23 protein-coding genes are annotated in these 23,139 nt (G+C 59.6%); 19 read left to right on the top strand and 4 right to left on the bottom strand.

Features of this window, described 5'->3' with window-relative positions:
* The first annotated feature begins 160 nt into the window (after window positions 1-160).
* The 15 genes from rpmJ to ACVWXW_RS02460 all read left to right on the top strand — a co-directional run bounded on the left by rpmJ (window position 161) and on the right by ACVWXW_RS02460 (window position 12,605).
* The gene (gene rpmJ, locus ACVWXW_RS02530) at window positions 161-277 is read left to right on the top strand and encodes a 50S ribosomal protein L36 (protein WP_011433187.1); all 117 of its coding nucleotides are present in this window, start codon (window positions 161-163) and stop codon (window positions 275-277) included.
* 201 nt (window positions 278-478) lie between these two features.
* Window positions 479-862 (top strand): 30S ribosomal protein S13, encoded by a 384-nt coding sequence (gene rpsM, locus ACVWXW_RS02525; RefSeq protein ID WP_011433188.1) that lies wholly within the window; start codon window positions 479-481, stop codon window positions 860-862.
* A gap of 84 nt (window positions 863-946) precedes the next feature.
* Window positions 947-1,333 (top strand): 30S ribosomal protein S11, encoded by a 387-nt coding sequence (gene rpsK, locus ACVWXW_RS02520; protein ID WP_011433189.1) that lies wholly within the window; start codon window positions 947-949, stop codon window positions 1,331-1,333.
* Between the two features lie 150 nt (window positions 1,334-1,483).
* Window positions 1,484-2,491, top strand: a complete 1,008-nt coding sequence (locus ACVWXW_RS02515; RefSeq protein WP_457402600.1) for a DNA-directed RNA polymerase subunit alpha — start codon at window positions 1,484-1,486, stop codon at window positions 2,489-2,491.
* 95 nt (window positions 2,492-2,586) lie between these two features.
* The gene (rplQ, locus tag ACVWXW_RS02510) at window positions 2,587-2,937 is read left to right on the top strand and encodes a 50S ribosomal protein L17 (RefSeq protein ID WP_011433191.1); all 351 of its coding nucleotides are present in this window, start codon (window positions 2,587-2,589) and stop codon (window positions 2,935-2,937) included.
* A 13-nt stretch (window positions 2,938-2,950) separates the two neighbouring features.
* Window positions 2,951-3,808, top strand: a complete 858-nt coding sequence (truA, locus tag ACVWXW_RS02505) for a tRNA pseudouridine(38-40) synthase TruA (protein ID WP_414409114.1) — start codon at window positions 2,951-2,953, stop codon at window positions 3,806-3,808.
* Window positions 3,809-3,853: 45 nt separating this feature from the next.
* On the top strand, window positions 3,854-4,309 hold the full coding sequence (rplM, locus tag ACVWXW_RS02500) for a 50S ribosomal protein L13 (protein ID WP_457402598.1): 456 nt from the start codon (window positions 3,854-3,856) through the stop codon (window positions 4,307-4,309).
* Window positions 4,306-4,716 carry a 30S ribosomal protein S9 gene (rpsI, locus tag ACVWXW_RS02495; RefSeq protein WP_011433194.1) on the top strand — a complete coding sequence of 137 codons (411 nt, stop codon included), beginning with the start codon at window positions 4,306-4,308 and terminating at the stop codon, window positions 4,714-4,716. The genes rplM and rpsI overlap by 4 nt, the downstream gene beginning before the upstream one ends.
* A gap of 76 nt (window positions 4,717-4,792) precedes the next feature.
* Complete coding sequence (rpmE, locus tag ACVWXW_RS02490) at window positions 4,793-5,017, top strand: 50S ribosomal protein L31 (RefSeq protein ID WP_011433195.1); 225 nt, start codon at window positions 4,793-4,795, stop codon at window positions 5,015-5,017.
* Window positions 5,018-5,071: 54 nt separating this feature from the next.
* Window positions 5,072-6,154 carry a peptide chain release factor 1 gene (prfA, locus tag ACVWXW_RS02485; protein ID WP_011433196.1) on the top strand — a complete coding sequence of 361 codons (1,083 nt, stop codon included), beginning with the start codon at window positions 5,072-5,074 and terminating at the stop codon, window positions 6,152-6,154.
* Window positions 6,155-6,256: 102 nt separating this feature from the next.
* Window positions 6,257-8,881 carry a bifunctional aconitate hydratase 2/2-methylisocitrate dehydratase gene (gene acnB, locus ACVWXW_RS02480; RefSeq protein WP_457402596.1) on the top strand — a complete coding sequence of 875 codons (2,625 nt, stop codon included), beginning with the start codon at window positions 6,257-6,259 and terminating at the stop codon, window positions 8,879-8,881.
* 67 nt (window positions 8,882-8,948) lie between these two features.
* Window positions 8,949-9,260, top strand: a complete 312-nt coding sequence (locus ACVWXW_RS02475; protein ID WP_414383494.1) for a PepSY domain-containing protein — start codon at window positions 8,949-8,951, stop codon at window positions 9,258-9,260.
* A gap of 178 nt (window positions 9,261-9,438) precedes the next feature.
* On the top strand, window positions 9,439-9,879 hold the full coding sequence (locus ACVWXW_RS02470; RefSeq protein WP_011433199.1) for an Hsp20/alpha crystallin family protein: 441 nt from the start codon (window positions 9,439-9,441) through the stop codon (window positions 9,877-9,879).
* Between the two features lie 280 nt (window positions 9,880-10,159).
* Window positions 10,160-11,281 (top strand): ABC transporter ATP-binding protein, encoded by a 1,122-nt coding sequence (locus tag ACVWXW_RS02465; protein WP_414409110.1) that lies wholly within the window; start codon window positions 10,160-10,162, stop codon window positions 11,279-11,281.
* Between the two features lie 52 nt (window positions 11,282-11,333).
* A complete protein-coding gene (locus ACVWXW_RS02460; protein ID WP_457402594.1) occupies window positions 11,334-12,605 on the top strand; it encodes a class I SAM-dependent methyltransferase in 1,272 nt (423 codons plus the stop codon).
* Window positions 12,606-12,659: 54 nt separating this feature from the next.
* Here the strand turns inward: ACVWXW_RS02460 and ACVWXW_RS02455 are convergent, their stop codons facing one another.
* Window positions 12,660-13,541 (bottom strand): hypothetical protein, encoded by an 882-nt coding sequence (locus ACVWXW_RS02455; protein WP_457402592.1) that lies wholly within the window; start codon window positions 13,539-13,541, stop codon window positions 12,660-12,662.
* 31 nt (window positions 13,542-13,572) lie between these two features.
* Entirely contained in the window at window positions 13,573-14,169 is a 597-nt protein-coding gene (locus ACVWXW_RS02450) for a hypothetical protein (protein ID WP_414351149.1), read from the bottom strand.
* Between the two features lie 136 nt (window positions 14,170-14,305).
* On the opposite strand from ACVWXW_RS02450, the gene ACVWXW_RS02445 reads away from it, so the two are divergent.
* From ACVWXW_RS02445 to ACVWXW_RS02435, 3 genes are read left to right on the top strand one after another with little or no spacing between them, the layout of a single operon-like run.
* The gene (locus ACVWXW_RS02445; RefSeq protein ID WP_457402590.1) at window positions 14,306-15,820 is read left to right on the top strand and encodes an FkbM family methyltransferase; all 1,515 of its coding nucleotides are present in this window, start codon (window positions 14,306-14,308) and stop codon (window positions 15,818-15,820) included.
* A 21-nt stretch (window positions 15,821-15,841) separates the two neighbouring features.
* Window positions 15,842-16,711, top strand: coding sequence for an FkbM family methyltransferase (locus ACVWXW_RS02440; protein WP_457402589.1), 870 nt, complete (start codon window positions 15,842-15,844; stop codon window positions 16,709-16,711).
* A 21-nt stretch (window positions 16,712-16,732) separates the two neighbouring features.
* Window positions 16,733-17,887 (top strand): hypothetical protein, encoded by a 1,155-nt coding sequence (locus tag ACVWXW_RS02435; protein ID WP_457402587.1) that lies wholly within the window; start codon window positions 16,733-16,735, stop codon window positions 17,885-17,887.
* On the opposite strand, the gene ACVWXW_RS02430 is transcribed toward ACVWXW_RS02435, so the two are convergent.
* Together ACVWXW_RS02430 and ACVWXW_RS02425 are read right to left on the bottom strand one after the other, a co-directional pair.
* The gene (locus tag ACVWXW_RS02430; RefSeq protein WP_457402586.1) at window positions 17,874-20,717 is read right to left on the bottom strand and encodes a tetratricopeptide repeat protein; all 2,844 of its coding nucleotides are present in this window, start codon (window positions 20,715-20,717) and stop codon (window positions 17,874-17,876) included. The two genes, ACVWXW_RS02435 and ACVWXW_RS02430, sit on opposite strands and share 14 nt — an antisense overlap.
* Window positions 20,718-20,805: 88 nt before the next feature.
* Window positions 20,806-22,254, bottom strand: a complete 1,449-nt coding sequence (locus ACVWXW_RS02425; RefSeq protein WP_457402584.1) for a hypothetical protein — start codon at window positions 22,252-22,254, stop codon at window positions 20,806-20,808.
* 454 nt (window positions 22,255-22,708) lie between these two features.
* Between ACVWXW_RS02425 and ACVWXW_RS02420 the strand changes: the two genes are divergently transcribed.
* Window positions 22,709-23,008 carry a ferredoxin gene (locus tag ACVWXW_RS02420; protein ID WP_011433206.1) on the top strand — a complete coding sequence of 100 codons (300 nt, stop codon included), beginning with the start codon at window positions 22,709-22,711 and terminating at the stop codon, window positions 23,006-23,008.
* Window positions 23,009-23,139 lie beyond the last annotated feature (131 nt).

Below are 23,139 nucleotides of genomic sequence, written 5' to 3'. Positions count from 1 at the left end.
CTCACTCCACAGCCGCGCCTGCTTTGACTCAGGAGATCCTTGCCCAACCAGCATAGCCAACCCGACCGTCCCCTCGGTGCCGGAAAGCCCAAACCCATTTTTTGACAGGCTGCCCAGACGAACATAGAATGGATATTCGCTGGTTTTGTCAGGATCAACCATGAAGGTACGGCCTTCCGTCCGTCGGATCTGCGAAAAATGCCGGGTCATCCGCCGCCACGGTCGGGTGATGGTCATTTGTTCTTCCAACCCCAAGCACAAGCAGCGGCAGGGCTAGAGGGTCGATGGTGGGTGGGTTCAGCCTGCAACGGGAGACAGAGGCAAAGGCTTCCGACACAACCGAGCAAAACGTTGGCTAGACCTCTCGGTGAGCATGGATCCCAAGACCAGCATCTCCACGGCCACATCCCCCTGAATAAAAATCCCATCTCAGGCAGGCAACTTGGTTTGATTTGATTTCGATAAGGTACCCCTGACTATGGCACGGATTGCGGGAGTTGACATCCCCCGAGAAAAGCGAGTGGAGATTGCCCTCACCTACATTTACGGCATTGGGCTAACCCGCTCCCGCCAGATTTTGGCGAAGACCGGTATCAATCCGGATACTCGTACCCGCGACCTCACCGACGCTGAGGTGGCCGCCCTGCGAACGGTGGTGGAGGGCGAATACCAGGTGGAAGGGGATCTGCGCCGCCAGGAGGCGATGAACATCAAGCGGCTGATCGACATTGGCACCTATCGAGGTCGTCGCCACCGCCTGGGTCTGCCCGTGCGTGGCCAGCGCACCCGCACCAACGCCCGCACCCGCAAGGGGGTCAGGAAAACGGTGGCCGGCAAGAAGAAAGCTCCTGCCAAGAAGTAGTCGCTCGGCTTTGCGCGGAAGGCAAAACTCTTCCACCATCCCGAATCCCAACCCCAAACAGTCGATTGCAAGGACACCTGGATCATGGCTCGGCAGCAACGGCGCGGACGTAAAGTCAAAAAGAACATCCCCAATGGGGTGGCCTACATTCAGTCCACCTTCAACAACACCATCGTCACCATCACGGATCCCAACGGCGATGTGGTGTCTTGGGCCTCGGCAGGTTCTACGGGCTTCAAAGGGGCCAAAAAGGGCACTCCCTTCGCCGCCCAAATGGCAGCAGAAAGTGCGGCGCGTCAAGCCATGGAGAACGGCATGCGCCAGATCGAAGTGATGGTCAGCGGGCCGGGAGCCGGTCGAGAAACCGCCATTCGCGCTCTACAGGCAACGGGCCTGGAAATTACTCTGATTCGAGATATTACCCCCATTCCCCACAACGGTTGCCGTCCTCCCAAGCGGCGGCGTGTCTGAAGGATCCCGCGTTGAGGGCTGGTCGAGCGTCTGTAGGGGGGTTTCTCCAGAGCTACGCCATGCCCCAGCGAAGGTCTGCCCAAGCGTGAGATGACCTCGAAGTTTCATCAGTTCTCCAAACGGATATCGAGCCAGACGGACGGGGCCACCATGACGATTCAAACCAGCCGAACCCTCTCCCACTCTCTGGGCAGCAGAGCGAGCGCAAGTGCTGTTGCCTACCAGACCGAGTGTGTTGAATCTCATCGGGATGATAACGGCGTTCACTACGGCAAATTTGCTTTGGGGCCGCTGGAGCGCGGCCAAGGGATCACGGTGGGCAACGCCCTGCGGCGGGTGTTGCTCTCCAATCTGGAGGGGACGGCGGTGACTGCTGTACGCATTGCCGGGGTGACCCACGAGTTTTCCACGGTGCCGGGGGTGCGGGAAGACGTGATGGAGATCCTTCTAAACATGAAGGAGCTGGTGCTGCGCTCCAGTTCCCCCGAGACTCAGGTGGGCCGCTTGGTGGCTCAGGGGCCAGGGGAAGTTACTGCTGAGAAGCTGCAATTGCCCAGCGATGTGGAGGTGATCAACCCCCGTCACCACATTGCCACCCTGGCGGAAGGGGCGATTTTGGAAATGGAGTTCATGATTGGCCGGGGACATGGCTACCGCGCCGTCGATTACTCCGACAGCAAAGCGATGGCGATTGATTTTCTGCAGATCGACTCTGTCTTCATGCCGGTGCGCAAGGTGAACTACGCTGTGGAAGCAGCTCGGGTGGGCCAATTCCTGGAAAAAGATCGGCTAGTATTGGAAATCTGGACCAACGGCAGCCTCACCCCGCAAGAGGCCCTCAGCCAAGCGGCCCGCATTTTGGTGGGCTTGTTCGCACCGCTGCAGGAGGTCAGCTTCGATGCTCCTGTGCCGCCCAAGCCAGAAGAGGACAACCAAAAAAACCAGATCCCCATCGAGGAGCTGCAGCTCTCGGTGCGGGCCTACAACTGTCTGAAGCGAGCTCAGATCAACACGGTGGCCGATCTGCTGCTCTATACCGAGGAAGATCTGCTGGAGATCAAAAACTTTGGCCAGAAGTCTGCCGAAGAGGTGGTGCAGGCTTTGAAAGCCCGCTTTGGTCTGACACTGCCCCGCACCCGCGAAAAAGGCAAGGCCTAGAGTTTAGGTTCCGTCTCAAGCATCTGCACCGCTAGCACAACCGCGTCAAAACGCAAGGATCCCCGAAGAGTGTAGGACACAAGACAGAGGTTACCATGCGCCACCGCCGTCGTACCCCCCACCTCAATAAGCCCGCCGACCAGCGCAAGGCCCTGATGCGGGCGCTGACCACGGCTCTGCTGCGGGAAGGGCGGATCACCACCACCAAAGCCCGCGCCAAAGCCATTCGGGCCACCACCGAGAAGATGATCACCCTGGCCAAAGAGGGATCCCTGGCGGCGCGGCGACAGGCGCTGGCCTACATCTACGACAAGGAGCTGGTGCGCTCCCTGTTTGAGCAGGCTCCTGAGCGCTACCGGGATCGGCCCGGTGGCTATACCCGCATCTTGCGCACCGTGCATCGGCGGGGGGATGGAGCAGAAATGGCGGTCATCGAGCTGGTGTAGCGGAAAGGGATCCATGCCGTACCGTCGCATTGCCCTGAGAATTCAGTACCTCGGCAGCAGGTTCTATGGCTGGCAGCGCCAGGCAGCCCGCCGTACCGTGCAAGGGGTGCTGGAGGAGGCGATTGCGTCGCGGGCGGGGCATCCGGTAACCCTCTATGGGGCCGGTCGCACCGATACGGGGGTTCATGCTGCAGGCCAGGTGGCCCACTTCGACACCACCTCCGGCATCCCTGCGGCGGAGTGGTCGAGGGTGCTGAACGACTGTCTGCCGGAAGATGTGGTAGTGCTGGCTTCTGCTCAAGTGCCTGACTCCTGGCACGCCCGCTTTTCGGCTCGCTGGCGCCGCTACCGCTACCTGATCCTGAACCGGGAGCGACCGGATGTGTTCTGGCGCCTCTTTAGCTGGCAAGTGCGTTGGCCTCTGCAGGTGGAGCCGATGGCGGAAGCCCTGAATTCCCTGCTGGGGGAGCACAGCTTGGAAGCCTTCCGGCGGCGGGGATCGGATCGGCCCCACTCGCGGGTACAGGTGCAGGAGGTGCTCTGCCAGCGGCTGGGGGACTTGATCAGCATCGAGGTGCAGGCCAGCGGCTTCCTCTACCGGATGATGCGGCTCTTGGTGGGATCCCTAGAGGTGGTGGGCCGGGGCCAGCTCAGCCCGGCACAGTTTGTCCACCTGTGGCAACACAACGACTGGAGCCAGATGCGCACCCGCTACAGCGCTCCTCCGCAAGGGCTGTGCCTGACGGATGTGGGCTATGCTGCGGATCCCTTCGGTCAACAGTTCGCCCACTCGCTGCCCTTTTGGGCCTTGCCCACAGAGCCTCCCTCCGCCCTCCGGTCGCCGGCTGCGTTGGCCCATTCCTGCGGTTGATCTGGGCGATCTCCAAGCTTGTCCTGATATGTTTCCTTGCCTGCCATGAACAAAACTCCCCTTCCCAACCCCGAAACTCTGGCGCCCCGCTGGTATCTGGTGGATGCTGCCAATCAGCGCCTGGGCCGCTTGGCCGCCGCTGTGGCCACCCTCTTGCGGGGTAAGCACAAACCGGACTTCACCCCTCACCTGGATACGGGGGACTACGTGGTTGTGATCAATGCTGAAAAAGTGGTAGTTACCGGCAAAAAGCGCACCCAAAAGCTCTACCGCCGCCACTCCGGCCGTCCTGGCGGCATGAAAGTGGAAACCTTTGCCCAACTGCAGGCGCGGCTGCCGGAGCGGGTGGTGGAAAAAGCGGTCAAGGGAATGTTGCCCCACACCCGTTTGGGCCGGCGGCAATTCACCAAGTTGAAAGTTTATGTCGGGCCAAACCACCCTCATGAGGCCCAGCAACCCCAGGTTTATCCCCTCAACACGATCCCAGGAGCCAAAGCATGACTCAAGCGAGCAGCCAACGAGCCGTTTATTGGGGAACCGGACGCCGCAAAACCGCCGTTGCCCGCGTGCGTTTGGTGCCCGGCACGGGCAAAATCATCATCAACGACAGGCCGGGAGACCAGTATCTGCAGTATCAAGAAGCCCTGCTGGCCAGTGTGAAGGGGCCGCTGGAGATCCTTGGTCTGGAAAACTCCTACGATATTCTGGTGCGAGCCCATGGCGGCGGCGTTCACGGCCAGGCGGATGCGATCAAGCTGGGGGTGGCGCGCGCCCTCTGTGAGGTGGATCCGGCCAATCGCGGCCCTTTGAAAGTAGAGGGTTATCTGAAACGGGATCCGCGCGCCGTGGAGCGGAAGAAATACGGCCTGCGCAAGGCCCGCAAGGCTCCCCAGTACTCGAAGCGCTAGGGATCCCTGCCGTTGTTTTTAGAGGAAGATGTTGATAGACAAGGGTATAGAAACAGGCCCAGAGGAGGAAAGGGTTATGCCCAAAAAAGGATTGCACCCGCAGTGGTATCCAGAAGCCAAAGTCATCTGCAACGGCGAAGTGGTGATGACGGTGGGATCCACCAAGCCGGAGCTCAAGGTGGATGTTTGGTCGGGCAACCATCCCTTTTTCACCGGCAGCCAGAAGATCATCGACAGCGAAGGCCGGGTGGAGAAGTTCATGCGCAAATACGGCATGAGCGGTGGCAAAAAGGCCAAGTAGAGGTTCCCCCATCTGGGTGTGGGCAATACTTGGATTCCTGGGTATCGCAAGTCTATGGCTTCTGCTCAACTGATCGACCAGCTTAAGAATGTCGAAGCCACCTTTCAGGAGCTGACGGTGCGCTTGGCCGATCCGGACGTGGCCACGGATCCGGCTGAGCTGCAGCGGATTGCCAAGGCCCGCTCCTCCTTGGAGGCCACCGTCCAGGCTTTTCACGACTGGCAAAAGCTGAATCGCGATCTGCAACAGACGGAAGAACTTTTGCGGGAATCGGCCTCCGACCCGGAGCTGGAGGCGATGGCAAGAGCGGAACTTGAGCAACTGCGGGCCCGCCAAGAACAACTGGAGGAAAAGCTCACCCTGCTGCTGCTGCCCCGGGATCCCAACGACGACAAGAACATTATGTTGGAGATTCGCGCCGGCACCGGTGGGGAGGAGGCGGCGCTGTGGGCGGCGGATCTGGCCCGCATGTACACCCGCTACGCCGAAAAGCTGGGCTGGTCGGTGCGTCTGGCGAGCCTCTCGGAAGGAGAGCTGGGGGGCTACAAAGAGGCGATCCTGGAGATTCAAGGGGATCAGGTGTACAGCAAGCTCAAGTTTGAAGCTGGCGTGCATCGGGTGCAGCGGGTGCCCGTCACCGAAGCGCAAGGCCGTGTCCACACCTCGACGGCCACGGTGGCGGTGATGCCAGAGGTGGACGAGGTGGAGGTGGTCATCGACCCGAAAGACATCGAAATCAAAACGGCACGTTCTGGGGGGGCAGGCGGCCAAAACGTGAACAAGGTGGAGACGGCGGTGGATCTTCTCCACAAGCCCACCGGGATCCGGGTGTTTTGTACCGAGGAGCGTTCCCAACTGCAGAACCGCCAGCGGGCCATGCAGATTTTGCGGGCCAAACTCTACGAGATGAAGCTGCAGGAGCAACAGGCCTCCATTAGCTCTGCTCGGCGCATGCAGGTGGGAACGGGATCCCGCTCGGAAAAAATTCGCACCTACAACTACAAGGACAACCGCGTTACCGACCACCGCCTTAACCAGAATTTCCCTCTGCAGCCCATCTTGGATGGGGAGCTGGACGACTTGATCCAGGCTTGTATTGGCCTTTACCAAAAAGAGCTGTTGGCGGAGCTATCCTAGGCCAAACTGAGTTACCGCCAGCGAATGGGATCCCTTCTCGAGGACCTTTCCTCTGCCGAGCTAGCGGTAGAATAAATACCCACGTCGAGTGCCTAAACCCCCATGCTGGCCGAATACCGCCAACACGCCGCTGCCCGCGAGGCCCAAGGGATCCCGCCGCTGCCCTTAAACGCTGCCCAGACCAGCCAGGTGTGCGAGCTGCTGAAGGCCCCGCCTGCTGGCGAAGAAGCCTTTTTGTTGCACCTCTTAACAGAGCGCATCCCGCCGGGGGTCGATGAAGCCGCCTATGTGAAAGCGGGCTTTTTGGCCGCTGTGGCCAAGGAGGAGGTTGAATCCCCGTTGATCACTCCCCTGCGGGCGGTGGAGCTCTTGGGCACCATGCTGGGGGGCTACAACGTCCAGGTTTTGCTGGATCTGTTGCGGGATCCCCGGAGTGAGATTGCAGCGGCAGCAGCCCGCGCCCTCAGCCACACCCTGCTGGTTTTCGATGCCTTTCACGACGTGCTGGAGCTGAGCCAGTCCGGCAATGCCTATGCCCAACAGGTGATCGAGTCCTGGGCCAAGGGCGAATGGTTTACCGCCAAAGCTCCCCTGGCCGCAGCCATCACCGTGACGGTGTTCAAGGTTGCCGGCGAGATCAACACCGATGACCTTTCCCCCGCCGCCCACGCCACCACCCGCCCGGATATCCCCCTCCACGCCCAAGCCATGCTGGAGTCCCGCGCTCCAGGATCCCTGGTCACCATTGCCGAGCTGAAGCGCCGCGGCCATCCCGTTGCCTTTGTGGGGGATGTGGTGGGCACCGGCTCCTCCCGCAAATCCGCCCTCAACTCGCTGCTCTGGCACATCGGCCACGACATTCCCCATGTGCCCAACAAGCGGGCTGGGGGGGTGATCCTGGGGGGCACCATTGCGCCCATCTTCTTCAACACCGCCGAAGATGCCGGGGCCTTGCCCATCCAGTGCGATGTCTCCCGCCTGGAAACCGGCATGGTGGTTACCATTTGCCCCTACGAAGGCGTGATCCGCTCTGAGGCCGGCCAGGTTCTCTCCACCTTTTCCCTGCGGCCCGTGACCCTCCCCGACGAAGTGCGGGCGGGGGGACGTATTCCCCTGTTGATTGGCCGTGCCCTCACCGACAAAACCCGCCAAGCCTTGGGTTTGCCTCCCTCGACCTTGTTTATCCGCCCCACTCCACCGGCAGACACCGGCAAAGGCTATACCCTAGCGCAAAAAATCGTGGGCAAAGCCTGTGGGCTGCCAGGCGTGCGCCCAGGCACCAGTTGTGAGCCCCTCATTACCACGGTGGGATCCCAGGACACCACCGGCCCCATGACCCGCGATGAGCTGAAGGAGCTGGCCTGTCTGGGCTTCAACGCCGACCTAGTGCTGCAGAGCTTCTGCCACACCGCCGCCTATCCCAAGCCGGTGGACATCCAGATCCACAAAGAGCTGCCCGACTTTTTCGCTTCCCGCGGGGGCGTTGTCCTGCGTCCCGGCGATGGCATTATCCACTCCTGGCTCAACCGCATGCTCCTGCCGGATACCGTCGGCACCGGGGGCGACTCCCACACCCGCTTCCCCTTGGGGATCTCCTTCCCGGCGGGATCCGGTCTGGTGGCCTTTGCCGCCGCCATGGGGGTGATGCCCTTGGACATGCCGGAATCGGTGCTGGTGCGCTTTAAGGGGGAACTGCAGCCGGGGATCACCCTGCGGGACATTGTCCATGCCATCCCCTACGTGGCCATTCAGAGGGGGCTGCTCACCGTTGAGAAAAAAGGCAAGAAAAACGTCTTTGCCGGGCGCATCATGGAGATCGAGGGCCTGCCGCATCTGAAGGTGGAGCAAGCTTTTGAGTTTACCGATGCCTCGGCAGAGCGCAACTGTGCCGGCTGTACCATCCAGCTGAGCCTCGAGACGGTCTCAGAATATCTGCGCTCCAACGTGGTGCTGCTGAAAAACATGATTGCCCGCGGCTACCAGGATGCGAGAACCTTGCTGCGGCGCATCGCCAAAATGGAAGCATGGCTGGCCAACCCCAGCCTGATGGAAGCGGATCCCGACGCCGAATACGCCGAAGTCATTGAAATCGACCTCAGCACCATCACCGAACCGATTGTCTGTGCCCCCAACGATCCCGACAAGGTGATGACCCTGAGCGAAGTCCACGCTCAACACGCTGCGGGCAACCCCGATACGCCCCTCAAAATCGACGAGGTGTTCATCGGCTCCTGCATGACCAACATCGGCCACTACCGCGCCGCCGCCAAAGTTCTGGAAGGCCAAGGGCGGGCCAAGGTGCGCCAATTTTGGATCTGTCCGCCCACCCGCATGGATGAAGCGCAACTGCGCTCGGAAGGCGTGTACGGCACCTTTGCTGCCGCAGGGGCCAGAACGGAAATGCCGGGATGCAGCCTATGTATGGGCAACCAAGCCCGTGTGGAAGATGGGGCCACCGTCATGTCCACCTCCACCCGCAACTTCAACAACCGCATGGGCAAAGACGCGCGGGTTTATCTGGGATCCGCCGAGCTGGCCGCCGCCTGCGCCCTTTTGGGCCGGATCCCCACCCCTGAGGAGTACCGAGAGATCGTCTCCACCAAGATCCAGCCCTTTGCCGGCGAGCTGTACCGCTACCTCAACTTCCACGAGATCCCTGGCTTTGAGGACGAAGGACGGGTCATCCCGCGGCAGCACGTGGAGGAGCTGTCCAGGAGCCGTTCTTGAGCGAGAATAGGGGCTAGCTGCCCTGATAGCATGGCAGGGATCGCCCCATTGCCCTGGAGAAAGCCCAATGGCCCTGAATCCAAAGAGGATCCGCCGCATCCACCGCACCCTTGCCCCCATCCTGGCCTTGCCTTTGGTGGTAACGGTGCTAACGGGATCCCTGTATCAAATTGCCCGCCTTAACGAAAACTTCGACTACTACTGGCTGATCCAAATCCACAAAGGGCAGTGGGGCCCCCTCGATCTGCAAGCGGTTTACCCCTTCTTAAACGGACTGGGGCTGCTGGTGATGGTGGCCACCGGTCTCAGTATGTGGTTACCCACAAAACTCCATCGCCGCCCCAAACATACGGAGTCCCAGAGGGTTTTGGATGGATAAACCTGTAGGGTAAACACCTAAGAAACATTCCAGAAAACCCTACATTTCCCGGAACGGATTTGACTACACTAGAAGCATAGAGGTTTTGCTTGCACCTCTAAAGTTGAGCCCCAAAAGCTAAGCTCCAAACTCGAACTGGAAGTCAAAAAAGCAAAGTAATAGAGGAGGAGGATGCTCTATGGCTCTTGTCCGCTGGGATCCATTTCGTGAAATTGACGAAATTCAACGGGAAATGAACCGGATGTTCGACCGGCTGATCCCTCGCACCACCGAAGCTGACGGCTTCGCCTTCATGCCGGCAGTGGAGATGCACGATGATCCCGAAACCATTACCCTGAAGCTGGAGCTGCCCGGCTTGAACCCCAACGACTTGGATATCCAAGCCACAGCCGAAGCGGTCTCCATCACTGGGGAACGGCGATTTGAGAAGCGCTCTGAAGACAAAGGGGTAACCCGGACTGAATTCCGTTACGGGCGCTTCCAACGGGTGATCCCGCTGCCGAACCGGATCAAACACGATCAGGTGAAAGCCGAATACAAAGATGGGATCCTCACCCTCACCTTGCCCAAGGCAGACTCTGAAAAAGCCCAAGTGGTCAAAGTGAGCGTTGTCTCCTGATGGCCTAGAGGTTAGGCAACTTCCTAATAGGGAAAAAGGATCCCATAGAGGTAGGCGATGAGCCTACCTTTTTTTACATTTCGGTTCAAGATTCCATGGCTTCCCAGCTCCCCTCTCCTTCTGGGAAAGGGGCCGGGGCAAGGGCAGGGGCAACGACCATAAACTGGCTTCGCTGCAGGGATCCCCAGCCTTCCCTAGCGAACTTAAACCGAACCCCATTTGACTTTTGCCCGCCGCTTTGGATAGGGTTTGAGTGCGCAACGGAGCCAAGGTTGAGAGCATGGCCAGCGTTACCTACGAACACGTTACCAAGCGCTACAGAGACACCACCGCCGTCCATGACCTGAACATCACCGTCGAAGACGGGGAATTTCTCGTCTTTGTCGGCCCCTCCGGCTGCGGCAAAACCACCTCCCTGCGCATGCTGGCCGGCTTGGAAGAGGTCAGCGCCGGCTCCATCTACATTGGCGATCGACGGGTGAACGATGTCCCCCCCAAGGATCGGGATATCGCCATGGTCTTCCAATCCTATGCCCTCTACCCCCACATGACCGTGGCCGAAAATATGGCCTTTGGCCTCAAGCTGCGCGGCCTGCCACGGGCGGAGATCGAAAGCCGGGTTAGGGGGGTGGCCAAGCGCCTTGGGATCGAGCACTTGCTCAACCGCAAGCCCAAGGAACTTTCGGGTGGGCAACGGCAGCGGGTTGCCGTCGGGCGGGCCATCGTGCGCAATCCGGCGGTGTTTTTGATGGATGAGCCCCTCTCCAACTTGGATGCCAAGCTGCGGGTACAGGCGCGGGCCGAGATTAGCAAGTTGCACATGCAACTGGGCACCACCTTTATCTACGTTACCCACGACCAGGTGGAGGCCATGACCATGGGCAACCGCATCGCCGTCATGAAGGATGGCCGCCTGCAGCAGGTGGATACCCCCCACACCCTCTACACCCGCCCGGCCAACCTGTTTGTGGCCGGGTTCATCGGCAGCCCCGCCATGAATTTCTTCCAGGCCAAGCTGCGGGAGCAGGAGGGCACCCTCTGGATCGATACCGGCGCCTTCCGCGTGGCCATCCCGCCCCACCAGGCAGAGCCCTATTGGCAATACGTCGGCAAGTCGGTCATCTTCGGCATCCGCCCGGAAAACATCCACGATCCCCACTACCAACCCCCAGGGATCCAACCTGCCCCGGTGCGGGCTAAGGTCTCGGTAACGGAGCTGGTGGGCCATGAAGTAATCCTCTATCTCAGCACCAGCGACCGAGAAGGGATCCTGGCCGAGCAGGAGTTTATTGCCCGCGTGGATCCCCGTACCCAGCTGCGCGTCAACCAGTGGGCGGAAGTGATCTTCGACATGGATCGCTTCCACCTGTTCGATCCCGAAACCGAGCAGCGCCTAGGTTAAACCCTGGAATCGCTTTAGAATCCTAATCAGTCCTACAGAGGCAGGGATCCCTATGCCGGAGCAATCGACGTCCCGCTTGGTTCAGGCGCAGTTTGACGAATTTCCCTACCCGAATGTCCCGATTGAGCAGACGGTTACGGATAACTTCGCGCTTTTTGCCAACAGCCTCACCACCGCTTACTATCGCCGCAACCGCAAGGTGGTGAAACCGGAGGGCAAAGTGATGCTCAACGCCGGCTGTGGCTCCGGCTGGGAGACCCTCGTGCTGGCCACGGCCAATCCAGGAGCTTCTTTTGTCGGGGTGGATATCTCGGCAGAATCCCTGAAAATGGCCCGGCAGCGCTTCGAGTTCCACCAGATCAAAGAGGCGCGTTTCGAGGTGATGGACATCACCGACCTGCAAGCCTTGGGGGAGCAGTTCGATTTCATCGCCTGCAATGACGTGCTCTACCTACTGGACGATCCGGTGGCAGGGCTGAAAGGCATGCGCCAGGTGCTCAAACCGGACGGCATCATCCGCACCAATGTCCACAGCCTTTACCAGCGCCAGTTTATTTTCAACATGCAGGATGCCATGGAGCTGCTGGGGGTGATGGATGAGCCGGCTGCCAAAGCCGTTCCCATCCTCAGGGAGCTGATGGATGCCCTTCACGAGGGCAGCTTCGTCAAAAGCCACTGGCAGGGGGATGCCATCAAAACCACCAATGGGATCCTGGCCAACTTCCTGCTGCGCAGCGACAAAGGCTTTACCGTACCTCAGGTCTTTGAGATGCTCCGCCAAGCCGGGCTGGAGTTCATCAGCATGGTCAATTGGCAGCAGTGGAAGCTGGAGCGGGTCCTCACCAAGCCCGTTCCCTACGCTCTGCGCCAAATCAAAAAGCTCAACCAAGAGGAGCTGCTGCACTTTATCGAGTTAATCTTTCCTAACCTGACCCGCCTGATCGACTTCTGGTGTGGCCACCCCACCGGGGCGACTTCTCCTCAACCCTTCAGCAGCGAGGAATGGAGAAATGGCTTGGTACAGGCGCATCCTCTGCTGCTGAGGCTCAACGCCAAGGCTGCCTTTGAGAATGCCATCCGCGACAATGGCCCGGTCAACATCAACGGCTGGCCCGGCTCCGAGGGCAACATCACCATCGATCCCTTCTCGGTGCGCTGGTTGATCGATGTTTTTGGAGAAGAGCCTGTTCCTGTACAGGCCCTGGCGGCCAAGGCGGTAGATCTCATGGATTGGACCCCCGAAGAGGCCTTTAACCAAGTGGTGGCCAATCTCAAGTTCCTGGAAGAGCGGCTGGTGGTGCTGTTGCACTCGCCGCTGCGTTGAGTTCAAGAACCTACCCCCCTCTCCCCCTGGGAGAGGGGCCGGGGGTGTTTGCGTTTAGCGACGCGGAGCGCTTGGGCTGGGAGAGGGGCTGGGGGTGAGGGTCTGCAGCACCCTGATTTGCTCGGCCCGAATGGCTGCTGGGATCCCCCCTTCCGCATCGACGTTGACGGCAAACCGAACAGTGCCTTCTATTTCCACCACATCTCCCGGGAGCAGATCCAGCCAGCTGGCAGAGCGGCCAAGGCGAGTCACTTGCACCTCCTCAGCGGGAACCACCGAGACCCACGTGCCCGCGTAGCGATCCAAGCTGGGGCTGACTTTTTCCAAGTTGACCCCAATCCAGCCCTCCTTGCGGTTGAGCAGCCGCACCGTCCCAGTTAGTTGGAAAGGCTGTGCTTCTTCCGCTAACTTGATTGGCTCGTAGAGAACCTCTGTATTTAAAGGCTGCAGCCGAGCCAACTCCACCCGCCACCCTTGGGCCTGGCGATAGAGGGTAACCTCCATAACTGCGCGCAGCCGACCCTCCGGCAAAGGCTCGTAGAAGCCCAACTGAGAGCGAAAAGGGCGAAACCGGGGATCCTCCCGATCCGGCTCTGTTAAAAATCGTTGCAGCTCCTCGGCGGTGAACTGGAAGCGAAGCGTTGGCACCACCGCTTCTGGCTTTAGGATCGAGTCCACCCGGAAAATGGCCGTATTGCCCACCGCTTGAATGGGGGTGAGGGTAGCTTCCTCCGCTGAGGGCCACGATTGATCCAAGGCCCCCGGAGGGATCCCTTTTAGCAGCCGCGGGGTGAGCAGGGCTTCTGCGGTGGCAAAATCGCGGGCATTGGCCGCCTGGACAAACTCCCGCAGCGTTTCTTCAGCCGTTTTGGCCTGCCAACAGCCCCCCAGAGGCAGCAGAGCCAGCACCAGGAAAAACCACGCTCTCACATCCACACCCTCCCCAATCTCCCTGCAGGTAACAGTCCTAGGGGTTCTCGGTTGGAGATGCAGAATTTTCACCGGGATCCGCTGCTTCTGTCTCTTCTGGGTTTTCCGACTGGGATCCCGAAGCAGCAGGTGGCTTATCCGGCTGCCACACTTCAATTCGCCAGCCGCGGTCTTGCTGGTAGAGGGTGATCTTGACGCGGGAGGTTACCGTCTCTCCCTCCAGGCGCATCCCCACCAACTGCGGGGCCAACTGCTGATAGGTGGGATCCGCCAGATCCGGCTGGGTCAAATACTTACGCAACGTCAAGGGATCCAGCCCCAGGCGCTGGGCCGCATCCTCCAGCGAGTCGGTGCCCTCCACCCAGACATAGGCCGTCTTCCCGGTCACCTCTTGGTTGCGCACCTGCACGTTCTCCCCCACCGTGCCCCAAATCGAAGGCAGGGATCCCGGCCGGAGGGCATTGCTGAAGCGCTCCGTCAGGTAGCTGTCTGCCGTGCCCCAGTCCCCCTTCTCGGTGGCTGCGATAAACGTTTTCACCACCTGGTCAGGAGCTTGCACAGGAGCTGCCTGGGTACAGGCGATCCCTCCTGCCAAGGCGGCAGCAGCAATCCAGACGGGGAAACGGCGTACCATGAACATCCCTCAACCACAAGCGGCATCGCTCTCCTAGGTTACCAAACTTTTTCCGCCTTCTCTTCTGCCTGTTCAGAAGACCCAGTGCAGCTCCGGCAAGGTGGTAGGATAATTCAGCAGCTTAGTTAGCGAAGCCATGGGGATCCCCACCACTGCCGATGAATGTAACGAGCTGGGCATCTCTCACTGCTTGAAGGCCCAGCAAGCCAAAACCTCGCGGGAGCGACGTGCGGCTTGGGCCATGGCTCTGGCGGCCTGGCGGCAGGGTTTGGATCTCGATCCCAACCATCTCCCCTCCCAGTTCAATCGCCTCCATGCCCTTTTGGCCTTGGGAAGCGGCTACACGGCCCTCCAAGAGGGAAAAGAGCTGCTCTCCCGGCTTTTGACCCAGCGTTACCTAGAAGATCCCAGCTTGGGCCTAACTGGATCCCAGCCCAAGCTCGCTTGGGATCCCCCTCGTCTGGCTTCTGCTAGCAAAAAGGCCCGCCGCTCTTCTAAGGCCGCTTCTGCTTCCCGCCTTGGCCCCCGCGAGCGCTACCTCCACACTCTAGCCCGTTGGCTAGCCCACCACAGCGGAGTCGTTTACCGACCGGAGCCATTGCCCTATTGGCGGTTGGCTGCGGCCATCGACCCAGAGGACTTAGAGGCCCAGATGGTGGTTGCCATGAATGCGGCGGCCCAAGCGCAGCCGGAAGGGGCTTTCTTGCTGCAGAAAATAGCCGACCATTTCCCTGGGCAGAAGGACAGGGCCCTGCAAGTGCTGCAACTGGTTCTAGATCGCTACATTCCGCAGAAGGATCCCTCCAAGGCGGAGTCGGATTCAGCAGAGCAAGAGTTAGAAACGCCTCCTAACGGAGATCCAGCCTCGGAGGCGGTGGCCAGTATGGAAATTTGGACTCAGTATGAGGGGTACAAGCTAAGGCTAGAGCCAGATCTTAAAAGCATTGTGACCTTCGTCCTCCTGGCTCAAGATCGCTGGTTTGAGAGTGAAATCGAGCTGTGTCGGCAAATCCTCAAGCCGGGCATGAACGCCATTGACGTGGGGGCCAACGTTGGCGTTTATACTTTTCTATTTGCCCGCTGTGTGGGCGAGTCTGGAAAAGTCTATGCCATCGAGCCCACGCCGGGGTGTTTGCAGTGCTTGCGGGCAACTGTTGCTCAAAACCAACTCGATCCCTCTGTACAGGTCGTGGAAGCTGCAGTTGGCGAAGAGCCTCGGGAAGTTTATTTGGTTTGCGAAGGGGCCAGCGTTTTCAACCGCATCGTCACGGATCCCATGTCGGTTGTAGAAGAAACCCAGCCGGTGCAGCAAATTACCTTAGACGAGCTGTGGATCTCAGAGGGCAGCCCCGACATTGATTTGCTCAAAGTCGATGCGGAAGGGGCAGAAGTTCCCGTTTTGAAGGGGGGGAGAAAACTTATCGAGACCTGCAGCCCGGTAATCCTGTTTGAAAACCAAAATGTCGGCCAGTTTTCAGGTTTGGAGTCGGCGAAGCTTCTCGCCGAATTGGGCTATCTCATTTATGTTTACAACCCGATGATCCAAGATCTCAGTACCGTTCAGGCTTCTGTGCAACTGCCAACTGCGCTAAACTTGGTTGCCGTGCATCCGAATCGCTTTTCTCTTGTCAGCAAAGCTGGTCTGATCTAGCCGTTTCTGTGGAGTAGAGTAATGCCTTTCCCGATTAGCGAGATCCTCGGCAAAGACATGCCTTTTATCCGAATTGCAGACGTGGGGGCGATGTTTCTGGGCGGCGATAACTTCGACAAGCTGGTTCAGGAAGGACATGCCCAGGTGATAGGATTTGAGCCCCAGAAGGAAGAGTGTGAAAAGCTCAACGCCAGAGCCCTAGCCGAGGCTCCTCGCGCCGACAAAGTGAAGCGGCAGTACTTTCCCTACTTCATTGGGGATGGATCCCGTCGCAAGTTCTATTTCACCAATGCCGGCTACACCTCCTCTCTTTACGAGCCCGATCAGGAGCTGGCCCAGCATTTTGAGAACTTGGCGGAAGTTTGTCGGGTAACTCGGGTTGAGGAAGTCCAGACCACCCGCCTGGATGATATTCCAGAGCTGGGCGAAGTGGACTTTCTCAAGATGGATGTTCAGGGAGCCGAGCTGGATGTTATCCGGGGCGCTAGAAAAACTCTACAGAGTGTTACTGTTATCCAAACGGAAGTGGAGTACATACCCCTCTACAAAAACCAGCCTCTTTTTAGCGATGTGGATATTGCCCTTAGGGAAGAAGGCTTTCTCCTCCACGGCATGACCAGCAACTTTGGCGCCTGCCTCAAGCCCTTTTCAGCCAGAACCTATCGCCCTTACACCCAAGTGCTGTGGTGCGACTATGTTTACGTAAAAAACTTTATGCACCTGGATCGGCTCTCCCCGCGCCAGCGGCTGGCAATGGCGGTGGTTTTGCATGAGGTTTACCTGTCCTACGATCTGGTAGCTTTCATCCTGGGCGTCCATGACCAAATTGCCCAAACCCGTTACAAAGACTTCTACCTGGCCAAAATGTTTGCCGCTCTCAATGTTTCTTAAGTTGCCAAGACGAGGTGGGGGATGGTCGTCATTGATGGGGTTATCTGGCAGTCGGAAGGGTTTTCTCGCTCTCCACTTTTGGATCAGTCCTACCTGTGGCTGAGCCTCATTGAAGAGTGGGTCAAGGCCAAGAAGGCAACGAAGTTTGTGGTGCTCACCCGCGGGCAAACTTGGCTGCCGCCGGGAACTTTTTTTTCCGAGATCCCTCGCTTTGCCTTTGCGGAAGCGGATGAAGATCGCGCCGGCCTGCAGAGCGCCTGCGACCAGCTCAAGGCCAGGCTGTTTCTCTCCACCGGCTACACCACCCCCATTTCCACCCCTTCCATCGCCTTCATCTACGACCTAGAAGCAGAGGCTGGCAGCCAGTTTCATCCAGAATACATCGAGAAGAAAAATGCCATCCTGGCTGCTGCCCACTACGTTTTCTTCTCCGATGAAGTGCTTGCTGGCTTCCGAACCCACTACCCCGGGATCCCTCCCGAGCAGATGTCGCTAGTCTACCCGGCCATTGAAGGCTGGGCCAAGCCGGCTGCTCCCGATGCCATGGCCGAGTTTCGCCGCAAGTTTCAGTTGACTCGCCCTTTTTTCTTGGCCGTCTTGCCCGAACAGCTGGCTGATTACCGTGGCATCCAGGCTGTCAGCCAAGCTTGGGAGATCCTGCAGGGCCAAAGGCTCTCCCGCACCGAGCTGGTCTTTGCCTTTCCCAGTCCTCTGAAGGTGGATCCTGTCAAAGCGCAACTGCCCCAAAAACAAGGCATTCGCTACCTCAGCCTGAACAATCCCGAGCTTGCCTGCGCCTATTCCTCGGCTCTGGCGCTGGTTTTCCACTCCACCTTTCGGCCCAGCAGCCCCCTTGAGGCGATGGCCTGCGGCTGTCCTGTGGTGCATTACCGGGATGAGCAGCCAAATGCCTCCGGCTCAGAGTCGGCAACTGCCTCTGGAGAGAAAAAAGATAAGGATCCCTTGCAAAACCCGACAGCCCTGCTCTGCCAAGGCTCGGTGCGGGAACTGGCAGAAGCCCTGCAGCGCATCCAGAGCTACCCGGTACGCTCTCCCCTCATTGCCAAGGGGTTGGAACAGGCCAAGGAGCTGAGCTGGGCAACAGTGGCCGCCAAGCTGTGGGACATTTTCGAGCAGGTGGCTCCTTCGGAATCCGAGGAACCTACTGACCGCTGACCACCAAGTTTTTCCACATCTGCCGATAGGCCCGCTCCAAAGCGCGAGCATGGCTTTGCGGATCCCTCAGGGGCGATTTCTCCATCATGCCTCGCAGGCTGTGGCGCAAATGGCGCAGCCGCTCCAGATCACTGGCCAGGTTGACGGCGATCTCCACATACTCTTCTGGGGTTTGGGCCACCAGCTCCGGCAGCCCCACGTTGGTGAGGATGGAGACCCCCACCCGGCAGACATGGGCATTGCCTGCCAAGACCACCACCGGCGCGCCGCCCCAGAGGGTTTCACAGGTGGTGGTGGTGCCGTTGTAGGGGAAAGGATCTAGGCCAATGTCAATCTCGCTGTAGATCTGGAGGTGCTCTGGAATGCTGCGGCGATCTCCCACCAGGTGCACCCGCTGCCGATCCACCCCGTGCCGCTCAAAGTGCCCCCAGAAGATCTCGCAGACGCTGCGGTCGGTGTAGCGCATGTTTTTGAGCAGGATGCGGGCGTTGGGCAGCCGCTTGAGGATCCCCGCCCACACCGCCACCACGTTAGGGGTAATTTTGGTGGGGTTGTTGCAGCAGCCAAAGGTAATGTAGCCGGCAGACAGAGCCGGTAGCTCGGAAACCGGCGGAAAGATATCCACAGGGTTGTAGCAGAGAAAGCTTTTAGGCAGGCGCATCAGCTTTTCCGTGTGATACTTCTCCGTCATGCCCGGCGGGTCGGCGTAGGCATCGGTGATGCGGTAGTCCACCAAGGTCAGGCCGGTGGTGTTGGGGTAGCCCAGATAGGTGGCCTGGAGGGGGGCAGGTTTGAGGGCCAGCACGCCCAAGCGGTTGTAGGCCGTATGGCCGGCCAGATCCACCAAAATGTCGATCTTGTCCTCTTGGATGAGGTCGGCCACCTCCACATCGGAGCGGATCTTGTGGATGTCTCGCCAGGCATCGGCCTTTTCCTTCATCCGCTCGGTCACAATGTCCGAATACGGCCCGTTGGAATAGCAGTAGATCTGGAAGCGCTCGTGGTCGTGGTGGTTATAGACATGCTCAAAAAACATGCTCACGGAGTGCAGCTTAAAGTCTCCGGAGATGTAGCCGATGCGCAGAGGCCGCTTCAGATCCCGATCCCGGTGGTAGGGCCGCCGCAGATGGGCCACCGAGGCTTGGGTGGCATCCCCCCACTTCTTGTGCTCCCGCAGGGTCTCTTCGGGATCGAAATCGGGGGCGTAGTGCAGGCCCATCAGGATGTTGCCGTGGAAAGCGATCACCCCCGGAGCCAGCTTGGCCGACTTGCGGTAGGCTTTGATGGCCTCCTCGTGGCGGCATTGCTGGAGGAAGGTGCCTGCCAACCCTGCATAGGTGGAAGGATCCTCGGGGTTGATCTCCAGGGCGCGCTGAAAAGATTCCAGCGCCTCGGTTAGGCGGTTCAACTCTTTGTAAACGGATCCCAGGGCCCGGTGCACCTCCAAAAAGTCCGGCTTGAGGCGGGCGGCCTCCTGCAAAACCGGCAGGGCCTCTTCGTTGCGGTGCTGGCTTTGCAACAACAGCCCCAAGTTGCAGTAGGCTTCTCCCAGTTCTGGGTCGTGCACCAGCGCCTGCCGGTATTGAATCTCTTCTTTTTCCGGCTCGTTCAAGTGCCGATAGGCCAGGCCCAGGTTGTTGTAGGCCAGGGCAAAGTCAGGCTTGTGCTCCAGGGCCGCTTCCAGTAGGGGGATGGCTTCCTTGAATCGCAGCTGATCCAGCAGCAGACACCCGGCCTCGAAGTAGGCCTCGGCCAGGTTGGGCCGCACACCCAGAGCGCGGCTGAGGTGGGCCATGCTGTCTAGCAGTCCATTGGAGAACACCTTGCGCAGCTTGCGATCTGACAGAAGGTTGGCCAAGCCGCGATGGGCCTCGGCGTAGTCTGGCTGCAGGCCAAGGGCCACGTGGTAGTAGTCCAACGCCCGTTGCGGCTGCTTCAGCTTGCGAAAAGCTGTGGCCAGGTTGAAGTAAACTCGCGGGCGATCCGGCTGCAGGGCCAGGGCTGCCCGATAGGCTGCGATGGCCGCCTCCGGCTGATCCTGCTCCAGCAAAGCAGTGCCCAGGTTGATGTGAGCTTCCACCAAGTGCCCATCCAGCTCCAGCGCCTGGCGGAAAGCAGCAATAGCTTCCTCCCAGTTCCCTTGCTCTGCCAAGGTCAAGCCCAGGCCATTGTACAAGGCCGCTTGTTGCGGATCCTGCTCCAGGAGCTGCCGATAGAGCTCAGCGGAGCGCTCCAACTGCCCGGCCTCGCGGCAGAGCTCTGCCAACTGCTGTGCCCGTTCGGGGGTAAGCTCGGCTGCCAGGGCTTGCTCCAGATGCTCAATGGCCGTTGCCAGCCGCCCTTTTTGCCGCTCAATGTGGGCCAAATCTGTCAAAATCTGAGGATCTTGGGGCTGCAGGGCCAGGGCCCGCCGGTAATACTCCTCAGCCTGGTCGTACTGGCCCAGCTGGAAGTGGCAGAGGCCCAGGTTGAAGAGGGCCTGCAGGTGATCCGGCTGCAGAGCCACCGCTTGGCTGTAGCATCCGATGGCTGCTTCCCGCTTGCCCAGCGCTTGATATACAGCGCCCAAGTTGCTGTGAAAAGCTGCCTGCTCTGGCCGCAGCTGAGTGGCCTTGGCCATGTGGGCCGCGGCTTCCTCAAGGCGGCCCGTCTGGTAGCAGAGAATGCCCAGAAAGTGTAGAGCATCAGGCTGCTCCGGCTGGAGAGCCAGCACCTGGCGGTAGGCCGCCTCCGCCTGCTGCAGATCCCCCGCCTGATGGTGGCGGGTTGCCGCTTCCAAGGTGGCTATCAGCGCATCGGGTGTCACTTGGCCTGGATCCCTAGATTTCATAACCTCTAATCCTACACCCATCTGAGTTCCGCGAGAAAAAAACGGGCCTGAACTTTCAGGCCCGCCGAGGGGTTAAACAGCCTGCCGACTAGCGCGGGACAGTGAAGGTGATGTCCAGCCGTGGCCCGCGAGCCGTGGTGATGGGGGCAGTACCCGTGCCTGTAGCCGGCTCTTTGTCGAACTCGGCGCGGCAAGTACCACCTGCCCCTTGGCTGATCTCAAAACCAGCCGCATTGGCCGGCGTGCCTGCCACCGTGCCGCTGGAGGTAAAGCTGGCAGTGAGGGTGGCCGAGTAGGAGAAAGTTTGGTTGGGGACGACTAGAGTCAGGTTGACCGGGCCAGTGAGCTGACTGCTAAGGGCACTGTTGCTTTGGGTTAGGGTACCAGTTACAGTAGCAATAACCGCCGGACCGGCAAATGTGAAGCTAGAACTAATTCCAAGGTTACCTAGCTGTTGGATACCCTGCGTAATGGTAGTCTGACTAGTGGGTAGGAAAGCAGTAAAGGTGCTTCCTGCAGCACTGAAGCTTACCGTAACTGGGTTGGTGGCCAGGAGGGTAATCGTGAGCGTGGCTGGGAAGCTGGTGTCAACTGAATAGGTGCTTGCACCTTGACCTGCACCTAGCGTAACGGACCCAGTGAACCCTACTGCCACAGGAGCAACCGCGTTAAATGCAGGTGCTCCAGAAGCACTTGCAGAAGTTGTGGTGCTAAAGGAAGCAGTTAAGGTGGGGAATACTGACGTGGCCTGGTTGTTCCACACCTCCTTGGCGCACTGTAGCCGCACCTGGTAGAAGCGCGGGCCTGGCGCCGACACCGCCCGCTGCACCCCAGGCCCCACATCCGCCGTGCGCGGCCCCGCCGACGCATCGCCCCCCAGCACGTTGCCGGTGAAGCTCAAAGCCACAAAGCCAGAAGTCGCCGGCGCAAAGAAGTCACTGGAGAGCACGTTGTCCACTGCACCCAGCCGCACTTCTTGGAACACCACGCTGTTGGCTGCCACGTTGTGGGGAGTGGCATCCAGGAAGAAGAAGCCCCGCCCCCGGTCGCCAAAACCAGGAATGGTGGCCGAGTCGTTGGAGGGCAACTGCACCAGCGTCAACTGCGCCCCCTGCACGATGGCGTTGCGGGGAATGGCGTCGGGAATGGGGAAGGAAAGCACCGCTCGGTAGTCAGAGTAGGTGCCCACCGGCAGGTTCTCGCCTGCGCCGGAGCGGCGGATGCCAAAGCCAACGGGAATGACAGTGGGGTTGGAGAAGACTTGTCCCCCCGGAGTGAGAGCGGCCAGTTGAGTGGGCAGAGCGCTGATGGGCGGAGCCGTGGTGGGGGTGGGAGCAGGAACAGGAGTTGGAGGTGGTGGCGGCGGAGCCGGGGGAGCTGGTGGGGGTGGTGGGGGTGGGGGCGGCACGGGTGTAACAGTGCCGGTGCTGCTTTCTTCGCCGCAACCGGTGAGCAGCAGGGGCAGCAGCACCACTGTGGAAGCCAGAGACAGAGACCCGAGTGACTTCAGGAGCCACTTGTGCATTGTTCCGTTCATTGTTCTCCTCTTAACCAAAAAAGTGGGGTTCGGCTGAACACTTCCCTTAACTTACCCGATCAACTCGCCCAGGGCAAGCCAGGCCGTAGGAAAGAGCCAATCGAGGAAAGACGCACACGCGCTTGGATAAGCGGCTCGTCTGTTTACTCTGCTTATCATACAAGCCCATTAGCCCGCTTTGGCAAGTACTGCCGATTTTTTCTGGACAAGATCAAAGGTGACGTGGGTCACAGACACCGGGCAGGGTCCCGGGAAGGAGTCGGGTGGCGGCTTCTGGGAGCAAAGCAGGTGGAGCCACCGGAAGAGCAGTCAGAATCCTTGCCCGGCATGGCTTTTGCGGATCCACCTGGAAAAAACCGGAAGATTTGCCTATTTCCTCACAAAAGGATGCTTGATCCGGGGCAGAAGGGTGGCAGGATGAGGAGTGGATGTTTTTTCTGGAGACCCAACCAGGATGGCTACCTACAAGGTCACTCTGATCAACGAGGAGCAAGGCTTAAACGTCACCATCGATGTGCCGGATGACGAATACATTTTGGACGTGGCAGAAGAGCAAGGGATCGAGCTGCCTTATTCCTGCCGCGCCGGTGCCTGTTCGACCTGTGCCGGCAAGCTGGTGAGCGGCACGGTGGATCAAAGCGATCAGTCCTTCCTGGATGATGATCAGATCGAGCAGGGCTATGTGCTGACCTGTGTGGCTTACCCTACTTCCGACTGCACCATCATCACCCACCAAGAAGAAGCCCTTTACTGATCGAGCTTGAATTTCCGTCCTCAACCCCAGCCCCTCTTCCAAAGAGAGAGGGGTTTTTGTTTTGGGTGGCCCAAGGGGGTGTTCGAGCACTCCGCGCTGCTGAGGCCCTCACCCAGAGGGAGAGGAGAATT

The sequence above is a fragment of the Thermostichus sp. MS-CIW-30 genome (genome assembly GCF_054058015.1).
Note: the sequence above shows the minus strand (reverse complement) of the source record. Positions and strands in the feature narration are given on the sequence as shown.